An 18,146-nucleotide genomic window follows, 5' to 3' on the forward strand; every position below is an offset into this window, starting at 1 on the left:
CAGCAAGATGGAGCAGTCAGGCGCCTCCGCCCTCATCGAGGGCGCGGTGCAGGACCTCGCTTCCGGTGTGGTCTCCGCCCTTCGGGGCGGAGACCCTCCACGAGTGTCCGGCACCATCGCTGCGGACGGCCCCGAGCGCGGCCTCGCGCTCGCCGCGGTCCGCGTTCTCGGAGCGGACGCGCTCCTCGCCCCCGTACTGCGGCGCATCCCGCCGGACCCCGGCGAACTCGCCCTCTTCCGCGAGGCGGTGACGGCCTTCCCGCCGCGGGCAGGCGCCGCCCCGACCGTCGTATGGAGCCACTGGGCCATGACCCGGACGCTCCGGCGGCTGGAGCCCTCCGGGGCCCCCTCCGCCCCCGCACCGGCGGAACCCGAAGTCCGCTGGCTCGACGTGGCGAGCTGGCAGCTGCTCACCCATCAGCTTGCCGTGCTGGCCCCGCTGGCCCGCCGCGGTGAGGACACCGCCGTCCTGCGCGCCGCCCGGCGCCGGCCGGTGGACGTCGCCCGCGGATTCGTCCGCGCGGTGCGCCGCAGGGACTGGCGGCAGGCGGCCGGCGCCGGACGCTGGCTCACGCTGCTGGACGGCGTGCCCGGCACCCTCGGCCTGGAGACCGGCCTCGACTTCGTGGACCTGATGGGCGGCGCCGACCCGCGCGTCGCACTCCAGGTGGAGGCGGCCCGGCTGATGCGCACCGGAACGCTCGTATGACCGGGCCGGACATCGAAGCCGTGCGGGACGTGCGGCGGACGGCGTTCGACTGGGTCCTCGCCCACCGGGACGGGTTCACCCTCGGCGACGAGGCGCTGGCGCCCGACGGACAGGTCGACGACACCTGGAAGCGGCTCGGCGAGCTGGCGCAGGTCTGCGCCACCACCGTCCGGCACACCGCCCCCGGCGACCCCGTGCACGCCGACGCCCGCGACCTGCTCGACTTCGCCTGGGAACAGACCGGCCGCGGCGCGCTGTTCCTGGAGATGCAGCGGCTGGAACCCTTCGCCACCTACCCGCTCGAGGTCTACGGGGCCCTGGCGTCGGCCGGTCTGCGGCACCCGGGCTACGAGGAGGCGGCGGCCGTCGTGGCCCGCACCCGCGGCTGGCGGCTCACCGAACAGACCCCGACCCGGCGCCTCGGAGTCCGCTGCGCCGAACGGCTCACCGGCATGGGCGCGTACGCACCGGGGTCACCGGCCTGGGACCACACCTGGCTCGGCGGACGCCCCGAGCCGTGGACCTTCGAGCGCGACTCCGGCTACGCCCTCACCCACGTCGTCTTCCACCTCACCGACTGGGGGCGCGCCGGAGCCGGCCCGCCCCCCGCGCTCGCGACCTACCTCGCACACTGGCTGCCGGCCTGGCTCGACACCTGCCTGGAGGCCGGAATGTGGGACTTGAGCTGCGAGTTGCTGGCCGTCGCCGCCACCGTGTCACCGCCGGCCGGCCTCCCCGACGCACAGGACGCGTGGGGACGGATCACGGCGGCGCGGCACGACACGGGCGCCCTCCCCGAGGAACGCCACCTGCCGCGGACGCACGACGCCGCGGCGGACTTCGCCCGCTGCTACCACTCCACCCTGATGGCCGCCTTCGCCGCGGCCCTGACCCTGCGGCACACGCGAGACCCCGGGGCCGTCCCCCACCGGCACGCCCGACAAGGAGTGCTCCGATGACCGAGACCCGTCTGATGCACCAGGTCGGAGTCGGCGCCCTCGAATGGCTGTGGGCCCACCGCGACGGCTTCCGGCTCGAGCCCGACGTCGATCCGGAAGTGGGCTTCCTGGAGCGGTTCAAACCGATCGGCGAACTCGCCGTGATCTGCGGGGTGCTGTTCCGCGAGGGCGTGGCCGGATCCCAGCAGGCCCGCCTGGCCCGCCAGTTGCTCGACCATGTCTGGCGGGAGACCCTCGACGGCGGCCGCATGCTGGTGCGCGGGCAGCGCATCGAGCCGATCTCGCCCATCCCGTCCGAGGTCTACCTGCCCTTCCGGGAACTGGGCCACAGCGTGCCCGAGGTGGAGCGGGCGGCCGCCCTCAACCACCGCCTCGAAAGCTGGTCGGCGCTGGAGACGAACCCCACGCGGCGGCTCGGCCTGTCTGCGTTCCAGCGCCGCTTCGGATGCGCTCCCCGGCCGCCCGAGGCCGAGGCGCTGCGCGCCACCTGGCTGGCCCGCACGCCGGAGCCGTGGACGGTGGAGGGCCACATCGCCTACGGCATCACCCACGCCGTCTTCCACCTCACCGACTGGGGCGGGCGACCGGAAGGGCTGCCGCCTCGCCTCGCCGACTACCTCGCCACCTGGCTGCCCGCCTGGCTCGACGACTGGACGGACCTGCAGAACTGGGACCTGCTCGGCGAACTGCTCGTCGTCGACGCCTGTCTGCCCGAGCCGACCCTCGACGCCCAGGCGTGGCGGGCCTTCGCCGCCGCCCAGCAGCCCGACGGCGCCATGCCCCCGGCGCGGACGATGCCGGAGGGCAGCACGCAGGACGTGTTCGACGTCGTCTACCACTCCACGCTGGTCGCCGCGTTCGCCTCCGCGCTCGCCACCTCGCGGGCCCTGACCGAACTGGCCCACGCCTCATGAGCCGCCCGACGACCGCCGGCGCCACCCCGGCCCGCACGGCGTCCTCGTCCGAGGAGGACCTGCGGCGGCGGCTCGATGACGCGGTCGCCGCCGCCGACGCGCCCGACGCCGTCTTCGCCCTCTCCCGCCACGGCCTGCGCACCGTCCGCACCGGCGGCACCGGCCCGCCCCCGCCCGTGCCCCGGCAGGAGTTGCGCTACGAGATCGGGTCCGCCACCAAGACCTTCACCGGACTGCTGCTCGCGCACCTCGTCCACGACGGCCCGCTGACCGGCGGCGAACCGGCCGCCGCGCTCCTCGCTCCCGGGCGGCAGACCCGCGTGACCGACGTGACGCTCACCCACCTGATGACCCACACCTCCGGGCTGCCGACCCTGCCCGCCGACTTCTACGTCCGCGCCCTGCCGGTCTGGCGCACCAACCCGTACGCCCCCTATTCACGCGAGCGCGTGATCGACGCCTTCCTGCGGGCCCGGCCGCGGCACCGGCCGGGCGCCCGCTGGCACTACTCCAACTTCGCCGTCTCCGTGCTCGGCCACGCCCTCGCCGCGGCCTTCGGCGAGCCCTGGGAGGACCTGCTCGCCCGGCGCGTGCTCGCACCGCTGGGCCTGTACGGCATCGCCTCCCGCCCGCGCGGCCCCGCCGTCGACGCCACCGGACACGGCAAGGACGGCCGCACGCCCGTGCCGCCCTTCGACCCCGGCGGCTTTACGGCGGCAGCCGCCCTCCGTGCCGCCCCGCACGACCTGCTGACGTACCTGGAGGCCCACCTCGACCCGCCGCCGGGCGTCCCCCTGGCCGGCGCGCTCGACGCCGTACGGACCCCCGTGCTGCGGCGCGGGCTCGACCACCGGCACGTCCACACCCTCGCCTGGTTCCGCCACCCCCTCGGCGAGGGCCGGGCGATGTACTTCCACGGCGGCGCCACCTTCGGCCAGCAGGCGTTCCTCGGCTTCCGGCCGGACACCGGCACCGCCCTGGCCGCGCTGTGCACCCGGCGCTTCCGCCTGCGGGACCCGTTCGTCGCCACCGCGTACGCCCTGCTGGCCGAGGACTGATGTCGCCATGGTGCGTCAGGCCGTCTCCCACAGCGCCGGAGTGGCCGCCGGCGGCCAGGCGGTCTGGGCCTGGTGCGTGCCCAGGCACCGGTAGCGGATGCCGTCGTGGGTGACCGTGGCCCCGGCCGCGTAGACCCGGCCGGCGGACCAGACGTCGGCGGTGCCGTCCTGCGGCGGCGGCACCGGATCGGGGTTCGGCGCGGGCGCCGGGGCCGTGGCCGCCGCGGTCGTCCGCAAGGTCAGGCCGTACTCGGCGAGGATGACGTTGACCGGTTGATAGAACGTCGTGCCGCCCGACTCGCAGTCGCCCGAGCCGCCCGAGGTGACGCCCTGCGCCTGCGCGCCCGCGACGAACGGGCCGCCGGAGTCGCCCGGCTCGGCGCACGCCGTCGTACGGGTCAGGCCGTCGACCGCGCCCCGCGCGTACCGCACACTGGCGTCGTGCTGCTGGATGATCCCGCAGCGCCAGCCGGTGGTGGCGCCCGACCGGCACACCGACGCCCCCACCAGGGCCTCGACCGATCCGGCCACCCCCATCCTGCGCCCGCCCTCCGCCCGGACGTCGGCGGTCGTGGTCCAGTCGTCGTTGACGCCCACCCAGGCCATGTCCCGGCCGGGGAACGTCGACGCCCGGAAGACGCCCTGGGCCGTCCTGTCGTGGCCGGTCGTCGTCTCTCCCGCCTCGCCGCAGTGCCCGGCGGTGACGAAGCCCGGCTCCCGTTCCCTGGTGACCGAGAACCCGACCGAGCACAGAGCCCTGTCCTCGATGTGGAAGGCGTCGCCGCCGACGACGTCCGCCAGCGGGCTGGGCCGGCCCGCCGACACCCGGACGGCCACGCCCGAGACGCCGGCGGCCTCGATGAACGCCCGGGCGTCGGAGCGGGCCGGCGCCTCCACCACGACCCGGTTCGCCGGCACGTCCACGTACCAGACCGGCGCCTTCAGGGCCTCGGCCCCGGCGGCGGCAGCGTCCAGCCGGTGCTTCACGGCCGTCAGATCGGCCAGCGACCTCTTCACCACCGCGGCCATCGCACCCTGCGCCCGGATGGCGGAGACGTCGTCGGCGGCCGTCGTCGCCACGGTCAGCACCGCCGACGTCGCCCCGGACACCCACGCGCCGGCGAATCGCTCGCCCAGCGCGTTGCGCAGCCGACCGGCCCGGGCGCCCGCCTCCGCCTCGTTGACCAGCCGGGCCGCCGCCTGCTCCGGGGTGAGGCCGAGATCGCGGCCCAGCGCGGCGACGAGCTGCGCCGGCGGCCGGTCCGCGCCGAGGGTGTGCGCCGCGCCGGGCAGCGACCCGCCCGCGGGCGGCGGATCGGCCGCCGCCACCGGGCACAGGCCCGTGAGCATCAGGGCGCCCGCCGCGATCAGGGCCGTGCGGCCTTTCGCCGGGACAACTCCGTGGACCATGCGCAGTTCTCCTTCCAGCCCGGCGTCGGGGAGTCGCCGGGAAGCCATAGGGCTTGCCTGGAAGAAGAGCGGAAATGCCGCGCGCGGCATGGTTTCGCACGATGGAGACGCGTGGCCGCGCCAAGTGCAGTAGGGCGCCGGCTCAGCCCGCGGTCACCCGGTCGGGCGCCTGGAGGTGGTAGACGTGGAAGGCGCGGCCGATGACCGGCTGGGCGACGTTGCGCACCCGCACCCCGCCGCTCGTCAGGCCGTGCTCGGTGCCGGCGTGCGCGTGCCCGTGCACCGCGAGGTCGGCGCCCGCGGTGTCGATCGCCTCGGCCAGCAGATAGCTGCCGAGGAACGGGTAGATCTCCAGCGGCTCGCCGGCCAGCGTGTCGGCCACGGGGGAGAAGTGGGTGAGGGCGATCCGCGCGTCGCAGTCGCGGATCTCCTCCAGCGCGGCACGCAGACCGTCGGCGCAGTCCCGCGAGTGCCGGACGAACTCCTTCATCACCGGCTCCCCGAACTCCCCGGCGCTGCGCCCGACGAACCCCCCGCCGAACCCCTTGGTGCCGGCCACGCCGATGCGCCTGTCCCCGGCGGCGATCACCGTGGAGCTTCCTTCCAGCACCCGGACGTCCGCGTCCTCCAGCACGGCGGTGACCTCCTCGGGCCGGTCGTCGTGATGGTCGTGGTTGCCGAGCACGGCGACCACCGGCACCGGGAGGCCGGTCACCTCGCGGGCCACGACCCGGGCCTCCTCGGGGGTGCCGTGCCGGGTGAGGTCACCGGCCAGCAGCAGGACGTCCGCGCACTCGGACAGGGTGTCGAACGCGGGACGCAGCAGGCCCTGGCTGTCGGGACCCATGTGGATGTCGCCGACGGCTGCGATCCGGATCATGCGAGTTCCTCCGCGTGGTCGGGTGAGGCGGCCGAGGTGACGGCGATGTCGCAGTGCACCGAGAACCCGGCCAGTTCCTCCTCGACGAGGCGCCGGACGTCGTCACGGCACTCGGCGGTCGGCACCGTGCCGGTGACCAGCACGGACGCGCCGTGCACCTCCACGCGCACGCCCAGCTCGCCCAGGTCGCCCGCGGCCAGGCGGTCGCGCACACGGGCGATGCGGTAGTCGGCGTTCTCCTGGTTCTCCTGTGCGCCGGGCACGGGCCCGGCACCGGTGTCGGTCATGTCTGCTCCTCGTCCGCGGTGATCACGCCGAGCCGCTCCAGCAGGAACAGGAAGGCGGCGGCCATCGGTTCGTCCGCCCGGTCGCGCCGGATGCGCGCCCAGTCGACCTTCTCGCGCAGTGCGCGGGCGATCGGCAGCACCGCGCCGAAGTCGCAGTGGTGCTCCGAGAAGGCGGCGAGCAGGCTGGACACCAGATCGGTCGGCGCCAGCACCGGCATGCGCACCGAGTCCACCGGGATCTCCACGGCGCGGTCCAGCATGTCCGTGGTGACGGGCCGGTGCGCCAGCTCGAAGATGATGTCGATGTCCTGCCCGAAGCAGGTCGCCTTGATCAGCCAGTCCTCCGGCGGCGTGTACACCTCCAGCCCCGCGTCCCGCAGGGTGGCCGCCACCGGCTCGGCGTCCTCGGGCCGCACGCAGAAGTCGGCGTCGTGCTGCAGATTGCCCGCGTGCCCGTGGGCGTACGCGGCCACGCTGCCCGCCAGGGCGAAGCGGTGACCGCCTCGCTTCAGCAGGGCGCCCACCTGCTTGGCGGCCTCCAGGATCGCCTGATTGCGATCGAGCGGCAGCTCCGGCTCGGCGTCCTCGCCCGGCCGCTCCGGGGCCTGCGTCGCCCCCCGGAGATCCGGGACCGCGGTCTGCGGGCCGAGCGTCGCCTCGTCACCGTTCCACGTCATGACCACTCCTTCACCGGGCCCTCCCGGCATCGCGGTTGCGCCAGTCCTGGGTACCCGGTGTGCGCCGTTCGACACGGGCCGCATCCCGCCCGGAGTTGCTCCCGCGCGGCCCGTCCGGGGCGCTCGTGTCCCGCCCGCGCCTCGTCGCGTTGCTCAAGGCGTGGACTACGACATGGATCCCCACGCCTACGGCTACGACCTCGGCGCCCACCGCAGACCCGTGACCACCGTCTCCCCGGCCGCGCAGCTGTGGTTCGACCGCGGGCTGGTCTGGACGTACGCCTTCCACCACGAGGAGGCCGTCGCCTGCTTCGAGGCGGCCGCCGCCGCGGACCCCGGCTGCGCCATGGCCCACTGGGGCGTCGCCTACGCGCTCGGCCCCAACTACAACAAACCCTGGGAGGCCTTCGACCCCGCCGAACTGGACCGCACCGTCGACCGCACGCACGCCGCCGTGGAACGCGCCCACCGGGCCTCCGCCGGCGCCACCCCCGTCGAACGCGCCCTGATCGAGGCGCTGCGCGCCCGCTACCCGCAGCCGCGGGCCGCCGAGGACTGCTCGGTGTGGAACGAGCCCTACGCCGACCGCATGCGCGCCGTGTACGAGCTGGCCCCCGACGACCTCGACGTCGCCGCCCTGTACGCCGACGCGCTGATGAACCTCACCCCCTGGCAGCTGTGGGACATCCGCACCGGCGAACCCGCGCCGGGCGCCCGCACCACGCAGGCCAGGGCGGTCCTCGACCGCGCCGTCGCCACCGACGCCGGGGCCCGGCACCCCGGCGTCCTGCACCTGTACATCCACCTGATGGAGATGTCCCCGGTCCCCGAGACGGCGCTGCCACTCGCCGACCGGCTGCGGGGCCTGGTGCCCGACGCCGGGCACCTGGAGCACATGCCCACGCACCTGGACGTGCTGTGCGGCGACTACCGGCGCGTGGTGTCCGGCAACAGCGCCGCGATCGCCGCCGACGAGAAGTACCGCGCGCGGGCCGGGGCGATGAACTTCTACACCCTGTACCGGGCGCACAACCATCACTTCAAGATCTACGGCGCGATGTTCCTCGGCCAGTACCGGACCGCGCTGGAGACCGCCGCCGAACTGGAGGCGTCGATCTCCGAGGAACTGCTGCGCGTGCAGAGCCCGCCCATGGCGGACTGGCTGGAGGGCTTCCTCGCGATGCGGGTCCACGTGCTGATCCGCTTCGGCCGCTGGGCGGAGATCCTTGACCTGCCGAAGCCCGCGGACCCGGTGCTGTACTGCGTGACGACGGCGATGCTGCACTACGCCCGCGGCGTGGCCCTCGCCGCGACCGGCCGGATCGCCGACGCCGAGACCGAGCGCCTGCTGTTCCGCGACGCGCTCACCCGGGTCCCGGCGTCGCGCACGCTGTTCAACAACACCTGCGCCGACATCCTCGCCGTCGCCTCGGCGATGCTCGACGGCGAACTGGAGTACCGCAAGGGCGCCCACGACACCGCCTTCGCCGCGCTGGAGCGGGCCGTCGACCTCGCCGACGGCCTGCCCTACGACGAGCCCTGGGGCTGGATGCAGCCGGTCCGCCACGCCTACGGCGCGCTGCTCCTGGAGCAGGGCCGCGTCGCCGAGGCCGAGGCGGTCTACCGCGCCGACCTGGGCCTCGACGACGCCCTGCCCCGTCCCCTCCAGCATCCCGGCAACGTCTGGGCGCTGCACGGCTTCCACGAGTGCCTGGTCCGCCGCGGCCGGACGGGCGAGGCCCGGATCGTCGCCCAGCAGCTGAAGCTGGCCGCCGCGCTGGCGGACGTACCGGTGGAGGCGTCCTGCTACTGCCGCCTCACGACGGCGGGCTGCTGCGCCGGCTGAGCGGCGCAGCCTCCCGTCAGCGGGCGCCGGTCCAGTTGTGGGCGACGTCCACCACGACCCGGTCGGCCAGGACGGTCACCCGGAAGGGCAGCCGCGCCCGCAGGCCGAGGCCGAACTGGGTCTCGCCCTCGAAGCTGCCGCCGAACCGGGCGTCCCGGAAGGTGCGGTAACCGGTGAGGTCGACGCCGGGCAGCCGGGCGCCCGGCCGTGCCGGGTAGGTGGGCGCGCCGGTGTCGACGTCGTAGGCGGGGGCGGCCACCCGGATCTCCAGGACGGCGCCGCCGCCGACGGTGATCGGGTCACCGGAGCCGTCCTGGTGGAGGCGGCTCACGTACCGCACCGAGTAGCCGAGGCCCTTGGTCCCCGCGCCCGGCACGTCGACGACGAACCGGTCGAAGCAGGCCTGCCGGCCGGTCCGGGCGTTGGTCACCGACTGCGTCGTGGCGGCGAGCCGGGTCTCCTGCCCACTGCCCCAGCCCGTCGGACACGCGGTGACCCGTGCGGCGGCCGCCGGAGCGGCCTGGACCTGGGCCGGGGCGAGTGCCACGGCCGATGTGACGCCCACCAGTGCGAGCGTCATCCACGTTTTCCTCATGCGTGCCATTGCGTCCCCCAAGGAGTGCATGTTGCTGATTACTGACTAGGACAGCGTGGATGGCCGAAAGGTTGCACTTTTTCATAAGATTCCAGCCATGCCCGGCCTGTCGGGCGATACGTCTCGGACGGCAGGTGCCGCCTCCACCGCGAGGTCGTTGTCGACCGTGTAGTAGGGGCGTACCACGACGTCCCCGGCGGGCGCCGAGGGGAGGACGAAGACGTTCTTGCGGTCCGCGACGTCGTCCAGCAGCCGGCCGACCCGGACGGGCGGCGTCCCGGCGGCGGGCTCGACGAACACGTCCCACACGCAGCCGCCGTCCGACGCCCCGGCCGTCGGCCCCGTGAAGGCGGCGGTGAAGGAGAAGCCGCGCCGGTCCTCCTCGATCCGCGGCTCCACCACCCGGTCCGGTCCGCCGCCGCGCCGCCGCAGCCGTACGGCCGCGCCCTGGCCGAACACCGCCCCGTGCAGCCGGGCCGTGACGGTCATCGCCCCGTCGCCCATGTGAACGCCGGCGGCTTCCGCGTGAGCCTCGCGCGCCCAGGCCCGGATCGCCAGGAACCCGTCCAGGGTGACGTACGGGATCCGGACCCGCACCGGCGACCGGCGGTCCCGCGTCTGCCCGTCGACCAGGGCCCGCAGGTCCCGCAGTCCGGGGCGCAGCCGCTGCCGGGAGCCGTCGGCGTCCCGCACGAGGTACACGTCCCATCGGCCCTCGTCGAGCGCCGGGCGGTCGCCGAGGACGGCCGCGAGGCGGTCGCCCCCGGCCGGTTCCAGGGGGAGACGGTGCAGGGTCTTCTCCGGTTGGCCCTTCCTGGGCCGCAGACGCAGCAGCAGGTGCGCGGGCCCGTCCGCCGGCGGCGGGCGCAGTCCGAAGGAGATCTCGCCGTCCGCGTCCACCGTGCAGTCGACGCGGGGCCGCGTGCCGTGGTCGGTGCTCATCGCCGTCCCATCCGTACGAGGCGCAGCGCACTGCTGCCGGTGGCGTGGACGGCGTCACGGGCGGCGAAGCCGTGGCCGGTGAGGACCCGGCGCAGCGGTTCGCGGTCGGGGACCAGGGGCCGCCCGGCCCTCCGCGCGGCGATCGCGTCCTCGAAGAGCCGCTCCGCCTGGTTGACGACGGGAGCCGGCGCGAACCGCTCGGCGTTGCGCGCGGCGGTCCTGCCCATCCGGCGCCGGCGGTCGTCGTCGCGGACCAGCTCCAGCAGGGCGGCGGCCAGCGCCTCCCGGTCGCCCACCGGGACCAGCCGGCCGTCGACCCCGTCCTGGATGATCTCGCCCGGGCCGTAGGGGCAGTCGGTGCTCACCACCGGAAGTCCGCACCGCATCGCCTCGACGATGGTCATGCCGAACGGCTCGAAACTGGACGCGGCGGCGCCGATCGAGCCCTTGACCCACTCCGCCTCCATGGGGGCCGCCGCGCCCATGAGGAAGACGTTCCCGTGCAGCCCCAGGCCGTCGATCAGCCGGCGCAGCCGGTCGTGCTCCTCGCCCTTGCCGTAGATCCGCAGCTGCCAGTCGGGACGCTCGGCCGCGACCGCGGCGAACGCCTCGACGAGCAGGTCGTAACGTTTCACCGGGACGAGCCTGCCCGCCGCGACGACCACCTTCGACCTGCCGTCGGCAAGGGGCAGAACCGGATCGGGAACGCTGTTGGGCAGTGCCTCCACCCGCACCCCGGGCAGCACCATCTTGCGCCGGTAGGCCGCGGCATCGGCCTGTGTGACCGTCGTGAGCGCGTCCAGTCCCCGATAGGCGGAGCGCAGCGCGCGGCGCAGCCGGGCCGGATGGTTGTCCAGCGTGAGGTGTTCCTGGCCGACGCGCGCGACCAGCGGCGGCGCCTGGAGCGCGAGATGCACGTTCAGACCGGGGCGCGTGCCGACGACCACGTCCGCGTCGATCGACTCCAGGCACGCGCCGATGCGCTCGTCGGTGAGCGCGCTGTACTGCCCGTGGCGGTACTCGGCGGAGGGGAACACCCGCGCCGGTCTGCGGTGCTTCGGGTGGTCCTTCTCGTGTCTCAGGTCCACCAGCGGGCGCAGCGAAACCCTGGGGTCCAGGGCGAGGTCGGGCTGCTCCCGGTGCCGCAGCACGGACACGATCTCCACGGTGTGCCGCTCCGCCAGCGCCTGGGCGAGGTTGAAGGTCGTGGTGATCGTCCCTCCGATGCCGTAGGCGTTGTGGATAAGGAATGAGATCTTCACAGGAGACTAGACAGCCGCAAGTCTCCCAAGGTTGTGCTCCGTTATCGGTTCGTTCACCGCAAAGCCGCCGCCCGGTCCGCCAGGCGTGCGTAGAGGCGCGGCAGCTCCTCCTGTGCCGCGCGGGCCCGCTCGCGCTCCTGGCCGTGCAGCAGCCCCCAGGTGAAGCCGGGCTCTCCCGAGACCTGCGCCGCCACCGCCAGGTCCCGCAGGGCGTCGCGGGCCACCACGCCGTCCTGGTGCGCGCCGAGCCGCTTCTGCAGGGCCTTCGCCCCCTTGCCGAGCCGCCCCGCCGGCCTGCCGAGCGCGGGGCCGGCGACGTCGGCGGCGTACCGGACCTTCTTGGCGGACTTGCGCGCCTGGTGCAGGGCGGCGTCGCGGTCGCGGCCCGGCGGCAGCTCCAGCGCCCGCTCGACGCGGCCGGCCAGACGGTCGTACTCCTTCAGGACCGCCCGGCCCAGCACCTTCCGGGTCCCGCGGCCGGCCTTGCGGCGCAGCGGCGGATTCTCGGTGAGGTCGGCCAGCGCGTCCAGCAGCCGCAGGTACCGGGGCGAGGACAGCGCCTCCAGGGTCCTCGCCCGCGTCCCGGCGCCGCGCGCCACCTCCCACGCCTTCAGTCGCGCGGCCACCGGCCCGAGGACGAGTTCGTCGGGCAGCGCGGCCAGATCGGCGCGGATCCGCTCGCCCAGCACCTCCTGGTCGCGCTGCGCGCCCAGCTCGCCAGCCAGCCACCGCAGTTCGGCGCGGACCGGGTCGGTGACGCGGCGGTCGAGCACGGAGCGGTAGGAGCGCAGACAGCTGCGCAGCCGCCGGCAGGCGACGCGCAGTGAGTGCACCGAGTCGGGCAGATCGCGCCGGACGGCCGGGTCGGCGGCCACCAGGGCGGTCGTGTGCTCCCTCAGATAGGCGACGACGTGCCCGCCGGGGGAGTCGCCGGCCGCCGGGTGCTTTCCGGACGCCCGGTCCGCGACGCGCAGGGCCCGGGCGAGCTTGGACGGTCCGGCCGCGCGGGCGACGCCGCTCTTGCGCAGCTTCTTGTCCACGGCGTCCAGCAACGCCGGGTCCGCCCCCTCGGCCAGCTCCACCTCCAGCTCGGCCCACTCCATGGGCTCGTCCTCGCCCGGCAGGGCGTGCGCCCGCACCCGGTCCAGGCTCAGCTCGGCCAGCGGGCCGCCGTCCCGGTCCAGGAGCCGCCGCACCGCGCGGGACGAGCGGATCCGCGCCACCGGCCGCAGCCCGGCCCCCCGGGTGCGGGACAGGACCAGCTCGCGCAGCGCGTCCGGAACCGCGTCCGAGAGGGGCGCGCCGACCTCCTCACGGCTGTCGCCGCCGAGCGGCAGCTTGAGGTGCCAGCCGGCGTCGGACCCGCCCGTCCGGCGGCGCAGGGTGACCGAGGCGCGCGCCAGCCGCAGGTCGTCGGTGTCGTAGTAGACGGCGTCCAGTTCCTCGGTGCGGGGGTCGGACACCGAGTGGACCGGCCCGGCTCCGGCCAGGTCGGGCAGCCAGGCGGCGCCGTCCGGTGCGGGGATGTCGTACTTTCGCTCTGTCTCGCGTTTCGACGTCATGACAAGCCCCTGATCCCGATGGGCCGGATCAAACCCCGAACGCCGGGAACAGCCCGTTTCGTCACATGGTGGAGTACGGCGGCAGCTCGCGGCGCGCCGGAGCGAGCGCCCAGCGGATGCCCGCGGTGAGGGCGCTGCCGAGCGGGCGTACGCACAGGCCCTCGGCCGGCGGTATCCGGGGCAGCCGCAGCTCCCGCGACGCCCATACGGGCAGCAGCGACACCGCGTTGGCGGCGATCACCCCGTACGGGAGCCGGGCGGCCAGCGGAACCGGCGGGTTCAGCAGCAGGAAGCGTGCGGCGCTCAGCGCCTGGCCGGTGGCGCGCAGCTCGGGGCGGTAGGCGGCCAGCCGCTCCCGGAGACCCGCGAGGTCCCTCGGCGGGTCCTCGACGCCCAACTCCTCGGCCACGCGCGCCATGTCGGCCACGTAACCGTCGCAGCCCTCCGCGTCCAGCGGGCGCTCGCCGTAGCGCTGGTGGGCGCGCAGAAAGCTGTCGACCTCCGCGATGTGCACCCAGCACAGCAGGTGCGGGTCCGCCGCGCGGTACTCCTGCCCGTCGGGCGTCGTGCCGCGCACCTTCTCGTGCACCGCCCGCACCCGCGCGCAGATCTCCTCGGCGCTCTCGGCCGTTCCGTAGGTGGTGGTCGCCAGGAAGGTGCTGGTCCGCTGGAGCCGGCCCCACGGGTCGCCGCGGAAGCCGGAGTGCGCGCTCACGGCCGCCATGGCCAGCGGGTGCAGCGACTGCAGCAGCAGGGCCGACAGGCCGCCGATGAACATCGAGGCGTCGCCGTGCACCCGGCGCACGGGCCGCTCGGGGCCGAACCAGCGCGGTCCCGGCGTGCCGTGGATGCGGGCCCGATTCGCCGGGCCGTCGGGACCGGCGACGCGGGTGAAGATCCCCGCGCCGAGCCGCTCCCGCAGGGCGAGCGTGGACAGCTGTGCCATGGGAGGTTCCTCCCGCGTCGAGGGCCTGAAGGCGACAGTACGCCGTCGGACGCGCCCGGCCAATGGGCCCCGGCGGACCGTCCCGCGCCTGCCTGGCCGCGGGCCCAGGGGGTACACGCGCCGTACGCGCGTCGTACCCGAGGGGCGCCGGGAAGGGAGCATCGTGGAGGACTCGTCGCTGCGCGCAGTGGGCTGGGCGCGCTCGCTGCCGCTGAACAGCGAGGTGAAGGCCGCCCGTGACTGGGCGCGCCGTCACCTGGACCAGCTGGGCTGGACCACCCGGGCCCCGGAGACGGCGGACGCGGTGCTGCTGACCGTCTCCGAGCTGGTCACCAACGCCCACGCCCACGCCCACAGCACCGCTCAGCTGGTGATGACCTGGGACAACCCCTGTCTGCACATCTCGGTGCACGACAGGTCCAAGGAGATCCCGGCACCCCGTCCGCCGAGCACCGAGGGGCTGGGCGGACGGGGCATGTTCCTCGTCGACGCGCTGGCCGACAGCTGGGAGGCGCGCCCCTGCCCGCACGGCAAGACGGTCACGGCCTGCTTCCGGCTGCCCGACGGGAGTTGACACCCTGTCGGGACACGGCACAGGGCGGTGAACCGAGGTCCCACTCGGTTCACCGCCCTGTGCCGTACCGGGTCTCCGCCGGAGCGGAAACCATGCCCGGCGGCGCGGAAGTGACCAATCGTCAGATCCGGCCGCCGGTGAGGCGGGTCAGGGGGCCGTGGCTGTGCCGTCCCGCCCGGCGGCCCACCGCGTACGACGCCGCGCTCAGCGCCGTCAGTCCCGCGCCGACGCCGGCCGCGACCAGTCGGCGGTTGGCGATGACCGTCCAGGCCGTCCTCGCCGTCGCGGCGACCTGTCCGGACGCCGTGACCACCGCCTTGCGCCCGGCCTCGACGCCCTTCGCCGCCGTCTGCACGGCGGCCGAGGCGGTGTCGGCGGAGCGCTCCGCGCCGGACTTCGCCGCCGACGCGGCGTCGTCCGCCTTGGCGGTGGCGGTCTTCGCCGCCTTCGCGGCGGGTGCGGTCGCCTTCTCCGCGGTGCGTCGGGCGCCGGAACCGCCTGCCGGCTTGGCCCCGGCCTTCTGATGCGTACCTTCGTTCGGTTCACTCATGGACAACGCCTTGCCGCGCGCCGCGACGCCAAACGCGTCGCGGCGGGCGGCTTCCGTCGGCCGTCCGGCTCCCGGGGCACGGGAACGGGACGAGTTTCTGCGAACGTTCGGAAGGGGGCCGTTCGCGGTCTGGCGGACGCGCGTAGATTTCGGGCACCATGCTTCCTGCACCATCTCTGACATGTACCTGACGCAGGAAGGGTCACTATGCACACCCTCAACGCGCTCAAGAACTCCAAGCGATTGCGGATCCGGTCGATCCTCACCGCTCTCGCCCTCGTCGTCGCCCCCGGGGCCATGGTCGTCGGTGGCGCCGGCGAGGCGTTCGCCGTCACCAAGATCAGCCACGCCACCGCCACCTCGATGTTCCGTGAGGTCGGCATCACCTGGTCGTCCTCGGGCGGATGCTCCGACCGCAACAACCCCACCTGCACGTCGTTCGAGCAGCTCAACCTCGCCAGCGCCCAGGGCGCCCAGACCCTCAAGCGGGCCAGCGGCTGCGCGCTGAACATCACCGGCGGCACCGAGACGGGGCACGCCTCCGGCACGTACTCGCACTGGAACGGCTACAAGCTCGACTACAGCAAGTACACCTGCATCGGGAACTACATCAAGAACACCTTCACCTACATCGGCGTGCGCGGCGACGGCGCCCCGCAGTGGCGCTCCGGCTCCGGCAACATCTACGCGGACGAGGGCAACCACTGGGACGTCCTGTACTACAACTGCGGCGGCTGCTGAGGTCGCCCCGGCCCGTGGACGCCGGCCGCCCCGGTGTCCACGGGCGCGTGCGCCGACGGGACTGCTCAGGTGCGTGTTCCCGTCCGGTCCCGGCGGGACAGCAGGCGCTGTGCCGCCGACAGGCCGGGCGGCCGATGGCGGCGCAGGGCGGCGCGGGCCGCGTTGGCGCCGGGGGCGCCGTGCACGCCGCCGCCCGGATGCGCCCCGGCGGAGGCGAGGAACAGGCCGCGCACCGGGGTCTCGGGGCGGCCGGTGCCGGGGACCGGGCGGAAGAACAGCTGCTGGTGCATCGCGGTGGTGCCGCCGTTGATCGCGCCGCCCTTGAGGTTGCGGTCGAGGGCCTCCAGGGCCGGCGGGGCGAGGATGCGGCGGGCCCGGACGCGGGAACGGAAGCCGGGGGCGAAGCGCTCGACCTGGCGCTCCACGCGGTCGGCCATCCGCTCCTGCTCGGCGGCGTCCCACGCCCCGGTCAGCCCCTCCTCCCCGGCGTCCCCGGTGACCTCGTGCGGGACATGGGTGTAGGCCCACGCGGACTCGGTGCCCTGCGGTGAACGGGTGGCGTCCGCGGTCGTCATCTGGCCGAACAGGGCGAACGGCCGGTCGGGCACCTCACCCGTCGCGAGCTGGGCCGCGAACCGGGTCAACTCGGCGACTCCGTCCGCGAGGTGGACCGTCCCGGCGCCCGCCGCCCGCTCGGCGCGCCACGGCACCGGCCCGTCCAGCGCCCAGTCGACCTTGAACGTGGCGAAGTCCCACTGGAAGCGCCGCAGGTCGTCCGGCAACTGGGGCGGAAGTTCCGACGGCGCGAGGAGTTCGCCGTACAGTGCGGGCACCGCCACGTCGGCGAGCACGGCGCGCCGGGCGGCGACCGTCTCCCCGCCGGCCGTGCGCACACCCACCGCCCGGCCCTGGCGCACGACGATCCGGTCGACGCGCTCCCCGCAGCGCAGGGAGCCGCCACGGGAGCGCAGCCGGCGCACGAGCGCCTCGGTGAGCGCACCGGCGCCCCCGGCCGGGGCGGGGAAGCCGTAGGTCTGTCCCAGCATCGACATCAGCCAGCCGTAGCCGCCGCTGCCCGCGGCCTCCGGGGCGAGATCCGCGTGCAGGGCGTTTCCCGCGAGCAGGAGCCTCCCGCCCTCGCCCCGGAACTCCTCCTCCCCGAGCCTGCGCACCGGCAGCACCATGGTGCGGGCCATCCGCAGCCCGCCCGCGCCGCGCAGCCGGGCCGCCAGCCGGAGCCCCGAGCGCACCGGCGGGAACGGGGTGAACAGGGCCTCCAGCAGATCCGGCCGCAGCCGTTCCCACACCGCGTGCAGCCGGCGCCAGGCGTCCCCGTCGCCGGGCGCGAAGGCGTCCAGCGAGGCGGCGGTGACGTCCAGCGTCCGGTCGAGCACCGCGCAACTACCGTCGGTCAGCGGGTGGGCCAGCACGTGCGGGGCGTGGCTCCACCGCAGGCCGTGCTCCTCCAGGCGCAGGCCCGCCACGACCGGCGAAGCGGCGGCGAGGGGGTAGAAGGCGCTGCACAGGTCGCTGACGAAGGCGGGGTCGACGCCCCGGTCGTGCCGGACCGCGCCGCCGGGTTCGGGCTGTTCCTCCAGGACCTCCACGCTCCAGCCGGCGTCGACCAGCAGGTTCGCGGCGACCAGCCCGTTGGGCCCGGCGCCGACGACGACGGCGTCAGGCATGCGCGCCCCCCGGCTGCCCGGAGACCGCCGCGTCCTCCTCCCGTTCCTCCTCCTCGCACACCGCGGCGAGCCGGGCGAGCATGGCGCGGTGCCGCAGCTGGATCAGCGCCTCGACTCCCACGTTGTGCAGGGTGCCGCCCACTCCCTGGAGGGGATGCTCGTCCACCACGACCAGGCAGTGCCGGCCCCAGGGCCGCAGTTCGATGGCGATCCGCGCGGTCCCCAGGATCCCGGCCCGTGCCTCCAGCTCCAGCACGGACCCGGGCTCGCAGTGCCGCACCACGGTCTCGTTGGCGACCTGGACGGGACCGAGCCGCACCGTGTAGCCGATGGCGGAGTCCACCTCCGGCCACCGGCCGCGCCGCGGCCGGGTCTCCGACGTGCCGACCACCCATTCCGCGTAACGGTCGCCGTCCGCGAGGACGTTCCACACCGTCCGCGGGTCGGCCTTGATGAGTCGATGACGAACAGCCACCCGGTCCTCCCGAAGCACACCCGAGGTCTCGTGCCACGCCGAGTGCCCCCCGCACGGCGATGCCAACCGGAGCA

19 protein-coding genes are annotated in these 18,146 nt (G+C 74.8%); 7 read left to right on the plus strand and 12 right to left on the minus strand.

Annotated features, from left to right (window positions below; genetic code table 11):
* The first annotated feature begins 7 nt into the window (after nucleotides 1-7).
* From ACZ6KF_RS15870 to ACZ6KF_RS15885, 4 genes are read left to right on the plus strand one after another with little or no spacing between them, the layout of a single operon-like run.
* Complete coding sequence (locus tag ACZ6KF_RS15870) at nucleotides 8-709, plus strand: hypothetical protein (protein WP_469238760.1); 702 nt, start codon at nucleotides 8-10, stop codon at nucleotides 707-709.
* A complete protein-coding gene (locus ACZ6KF_RS15875) occupies nucleotides 706-1,668 on the plus strand; it encodes a DUF6895 family protein (protein WP_469238761.1) in 963 nt (320 codons plus the stop codon). The genes ACZ6KF_RS15870 and ACZ6KF_RS15875 overlap by 4 nt, the downstream gene beginning before the upstream one ends.
* Nucleotides 1,665-2,582: a DUF6895 family protein gene (locus ACZ6KF_RS15880; RefSeq protein ID WP_469176837.1), complete on the plus strand. Its 918-nt coding sequence runs from the start codon at nucleotides 1,665-1,667 to the stop codon at nucleotides 2,580-2,582. Before ACZ6KF_RS15875 ends, ACZ6KF_RS15880 begins: the two co-directional genes overlap by 4 nt.
* Nucleotides 2,579-3,640, plus strand: a complete 1,062-nt coding sequence (locus tag ACZ6KF_RS15885; RefSeq protein ID WP_469238762.1) for a serine hydrolase domain-containing protein — start codon at nucleotides 2,579-2,581, stop codon at nucleotides 3,638-3,640. The genes ACZ6KF_RS15880 and ACZ6KF_RS15885 overlap by 4 nt, the downstream gene beginning before the upstream one ends.
* 15 nt (nucleotides 3,641-3,655) lie before the next feature.
* Here the strand turns inward: ACZ6KF_RS15885 and ACZ6KF_RS15890 are convergent, their stop codons facing one another.
* From ACZ6KF_RS15890 to ACZ6KF_RS15905, 4 genes are all read right to left on the minus strand, one after another.
* Nucleotides 3,656-5,050, minus strand: coding sequence for an alpha-lytic protease prodomain-containing protein (locus ACZ6KF_RS15890; RefSeq protein WP_469159314.1), 1,395 nt, complete (start codon nucleotides 5,048-5,050; stop codon nucleotides 3,656-3,658).
* Between the two features lie 142 nt (nucleotides 5,051-5,192).
* Nucleotides 5,193-5,930 carry a metallophosphoesterase family protein gene (locus ACZ6KF_RS15895; RefSeq protein ID WP_469238764.1) on the minus strand — a complete coding sequence of 246 codons (738 nt, stop codon included), beginning with the start codon at nucleotides 5,928-5,930 and terminating at the stop codon, nucleotides 5,193-5,195.
* Nucleotides 5,927-6,217 (minus strand): BON domain-containing protein, encoded by a 291-nt coding sequence (locus ACZ6KF_RS15900; RefSeq protein WP_356633924.1) that lies wholly within the window; start codon nucleotides 6,215-6,217, stop codon nucleotides 5,927-5,929. The genes ACZ6KF_RS15895 and ACZ6KF_RS15900 overlap by 4 nt, the downstream gene beginning before the upstream one ends.
* Entirely contained in the window at nucleotides 6,214-6,894 is a 681-nt protein-coding gene (locus tag ACZ6KF_RS15905; protein WP_356633922.1) for a nucleotidyltransferase family protein, read from the minus strand. The genes ACZ6KF_RS15900 and ACZ6KF_RS15905 overlap by 4 nt, the downstream gene beginning before the upstream one ends.
* A gap of 172 nt (nucleotides 6,895-7,066) precedes the next feature.
* Between ACZ6KF_RS15905 and ACZ6KF_RS15910 the strand changes: the two genes are divergently transcribed.
* On the plus strand, nucleotides 7,067-8,740 hold the full coding sequence (locus tag ACZ6KF_RS15910) for a hypothetical protein (RefSeq protein ID WP_356634000.1): 1,674 nt from the start codon (nucleotides 7,067-7,069) through the stop codon (nucleotides 8,738-8,740).
* Nucleotides 8,741-8,756: 16 nt separating this feature from the next.
* On the opposite strand, the gene ACZ6KF_RS15915 is transcribed toward ACZ6KF_RS15910, so the two are convergent.
* The 5 genes from ACZ6KF_RS15915 to ACZ6KF_RS15935 all read right to left on the minus strand — a co-directional run bounded on the left by ACZ6KF_RS15915 (nucleotide 8,757) and on the right by ACZ6KF_RS15935 (nucleotide 14,047).
* On the minus strand, nucleotides 8,757-9,344 hold the full coding sequence (locus ACZ6KF_RS15915) for an AMIN-like domain-containing (lipo)protein (protein WP_469159313.1): 588 nt from the start codon (nucleotides 9,342-9,344) through the stop codon (nucleotides 8,757-8,759).
* 72 nt (nucleotides 9,345-9,416) lie between these two features.
* Nucleotides 9,417-10,277, minus strand: coding sequence for a transferase (locus tag ACZ6KF_RS15920; protein WP_469238766.1), 861 nt, complete (start codon nucleotides 10,275-10,277; stop codon nucleotides 9,417-9,419).
* A complete protein-coding gene (locus tag ACZ6KF_RS15925; protein ID WP_469238768.1) occupies nucleotides 10,274-11,539 on the minus strand; it encodes a glycosyltransferase in 1,266 nt (421 codons plus the stop codon). Before ACZ6KF_RS15925 ends, ACZ6KF_RS15920 begins: the two co-directional genes overlap by 4 nt.
* Nucleotides 11,540-11,592: 53 nt before the next feature.
* Entirely contained in the window at nucleotides 11,593-13,101 is a 1,509-nt protein-coding gene (locus ACZ6KF_RS15930) for a CYTH and CHAD domain-containing protein (protein ID WP_469238770.1), read from the minus strand.
* Between the two features lie 61 nt (nucleotides 13,102-13,162).
* Nucleotides 13,163-14,047, minus strand: a complete 885-nt coding sequence (locus tag ACZ6KF_RS15935) for an oxygenase MpaB family protein (protein WP_356633912.1) — start codon at nucleotides 14,045-14,047, stop codon at nucleotides 13,163-13,165.
* Between the two features lie 163 nt (nucleotides 14,048-14,210).
* Here ACZ6KF_RS15935 and ACZ6KF_RS15940 point away from each other — a divergent pair, with 163 nt between their 5' ends.
* Nucleotides 14,211-14,621, plus strand: a complete 411-nt coding sequence (locus tag ACZ6KF_RS15940; protein WP_356633910.1) for an ATP-binding protein — start codon at nucleotides 14,211-14,213, stop codon at nucleotides 14,619-14,621.
* Nucleotides 14,622-14,742: 121 nt separating this feature from the next.
* On the opposite strand, the gene ACZ6KF_RS15945 is transcribed toward ACZ6KF_RS15940, so the two are convergent.
* Complete coding sequence (locus ACZ6KF_RS15945; protein WP_469238773.1) at nucleotides 14,743-15,171, minus strand: hypothetical protein; 429 nt, start codon at nucleotides 15,169-15,171, stop codon at nucleotides 14,743-14,745.
* 207 nt (nucleotides 15,172-15,378) lie between these two features.
* Between ACZ6KF_RS15945 and ACZ6KF_RS15950 the strand changes: the two genes are divergently transcribed.
* Nucleotides 15,379-15,912: a hypothetical protein gene (locus ACZ6KF_RS15950; protein ID WP_469238775.1), complete on the plus strand. Its 534-nt coding sequence runs from the start codon at nucleotides 15,379-15,381 to the stop codon at nucleotides 15,910-15,912.
* Between the two features lie 65 nt (nucleotides 15,913-15,977).
* Here the strand turns inward: ACZ6KF_RS15950 and ACZ6KF_RS15955 are convergent, their stop codons facing one another.
* Together ACZ6KF_RS15955 and ACZ6KF_RS15960 are read right to left on the minus strand one after the other, a co-directional pair.
* Nucleotides 15,978-17,597 carry a phytoene desaturase family protein gene (locus ACZ6KF_RS15955; protein ID WP_469159309.1) on the minus strand — a complete coding sequence of 540 codons (1,620 nt, stop codon included), beginning with the start codon at nucleotides 17,595-17,597 and terminating at the stop codon, nucleotides 15,978-15,980.
* Complete coding sequence (locus tag ACZ6KF_RS15960; protein ID WP_356633902.1) at nucleotides 17,590-18,072, minus strand: SRPBCC family protein; 483 nt, start codon at nucleotides 18,070-18,072, stop codon at nucleotides 17,590-17,592. The genes ACZ6KF_RS15955 and ACZ6KF_RS15960 overlap by 8 nt, the downstream gene beginning before the upstream one ends.
* Between the last annotated feature and the right edge of the window lie 74 nt (nucleotides 18,073-18,146).

The sequence above is a fragment of the Streptomyces sp. NPDC046379 genome (assembly GCF_055587785.1).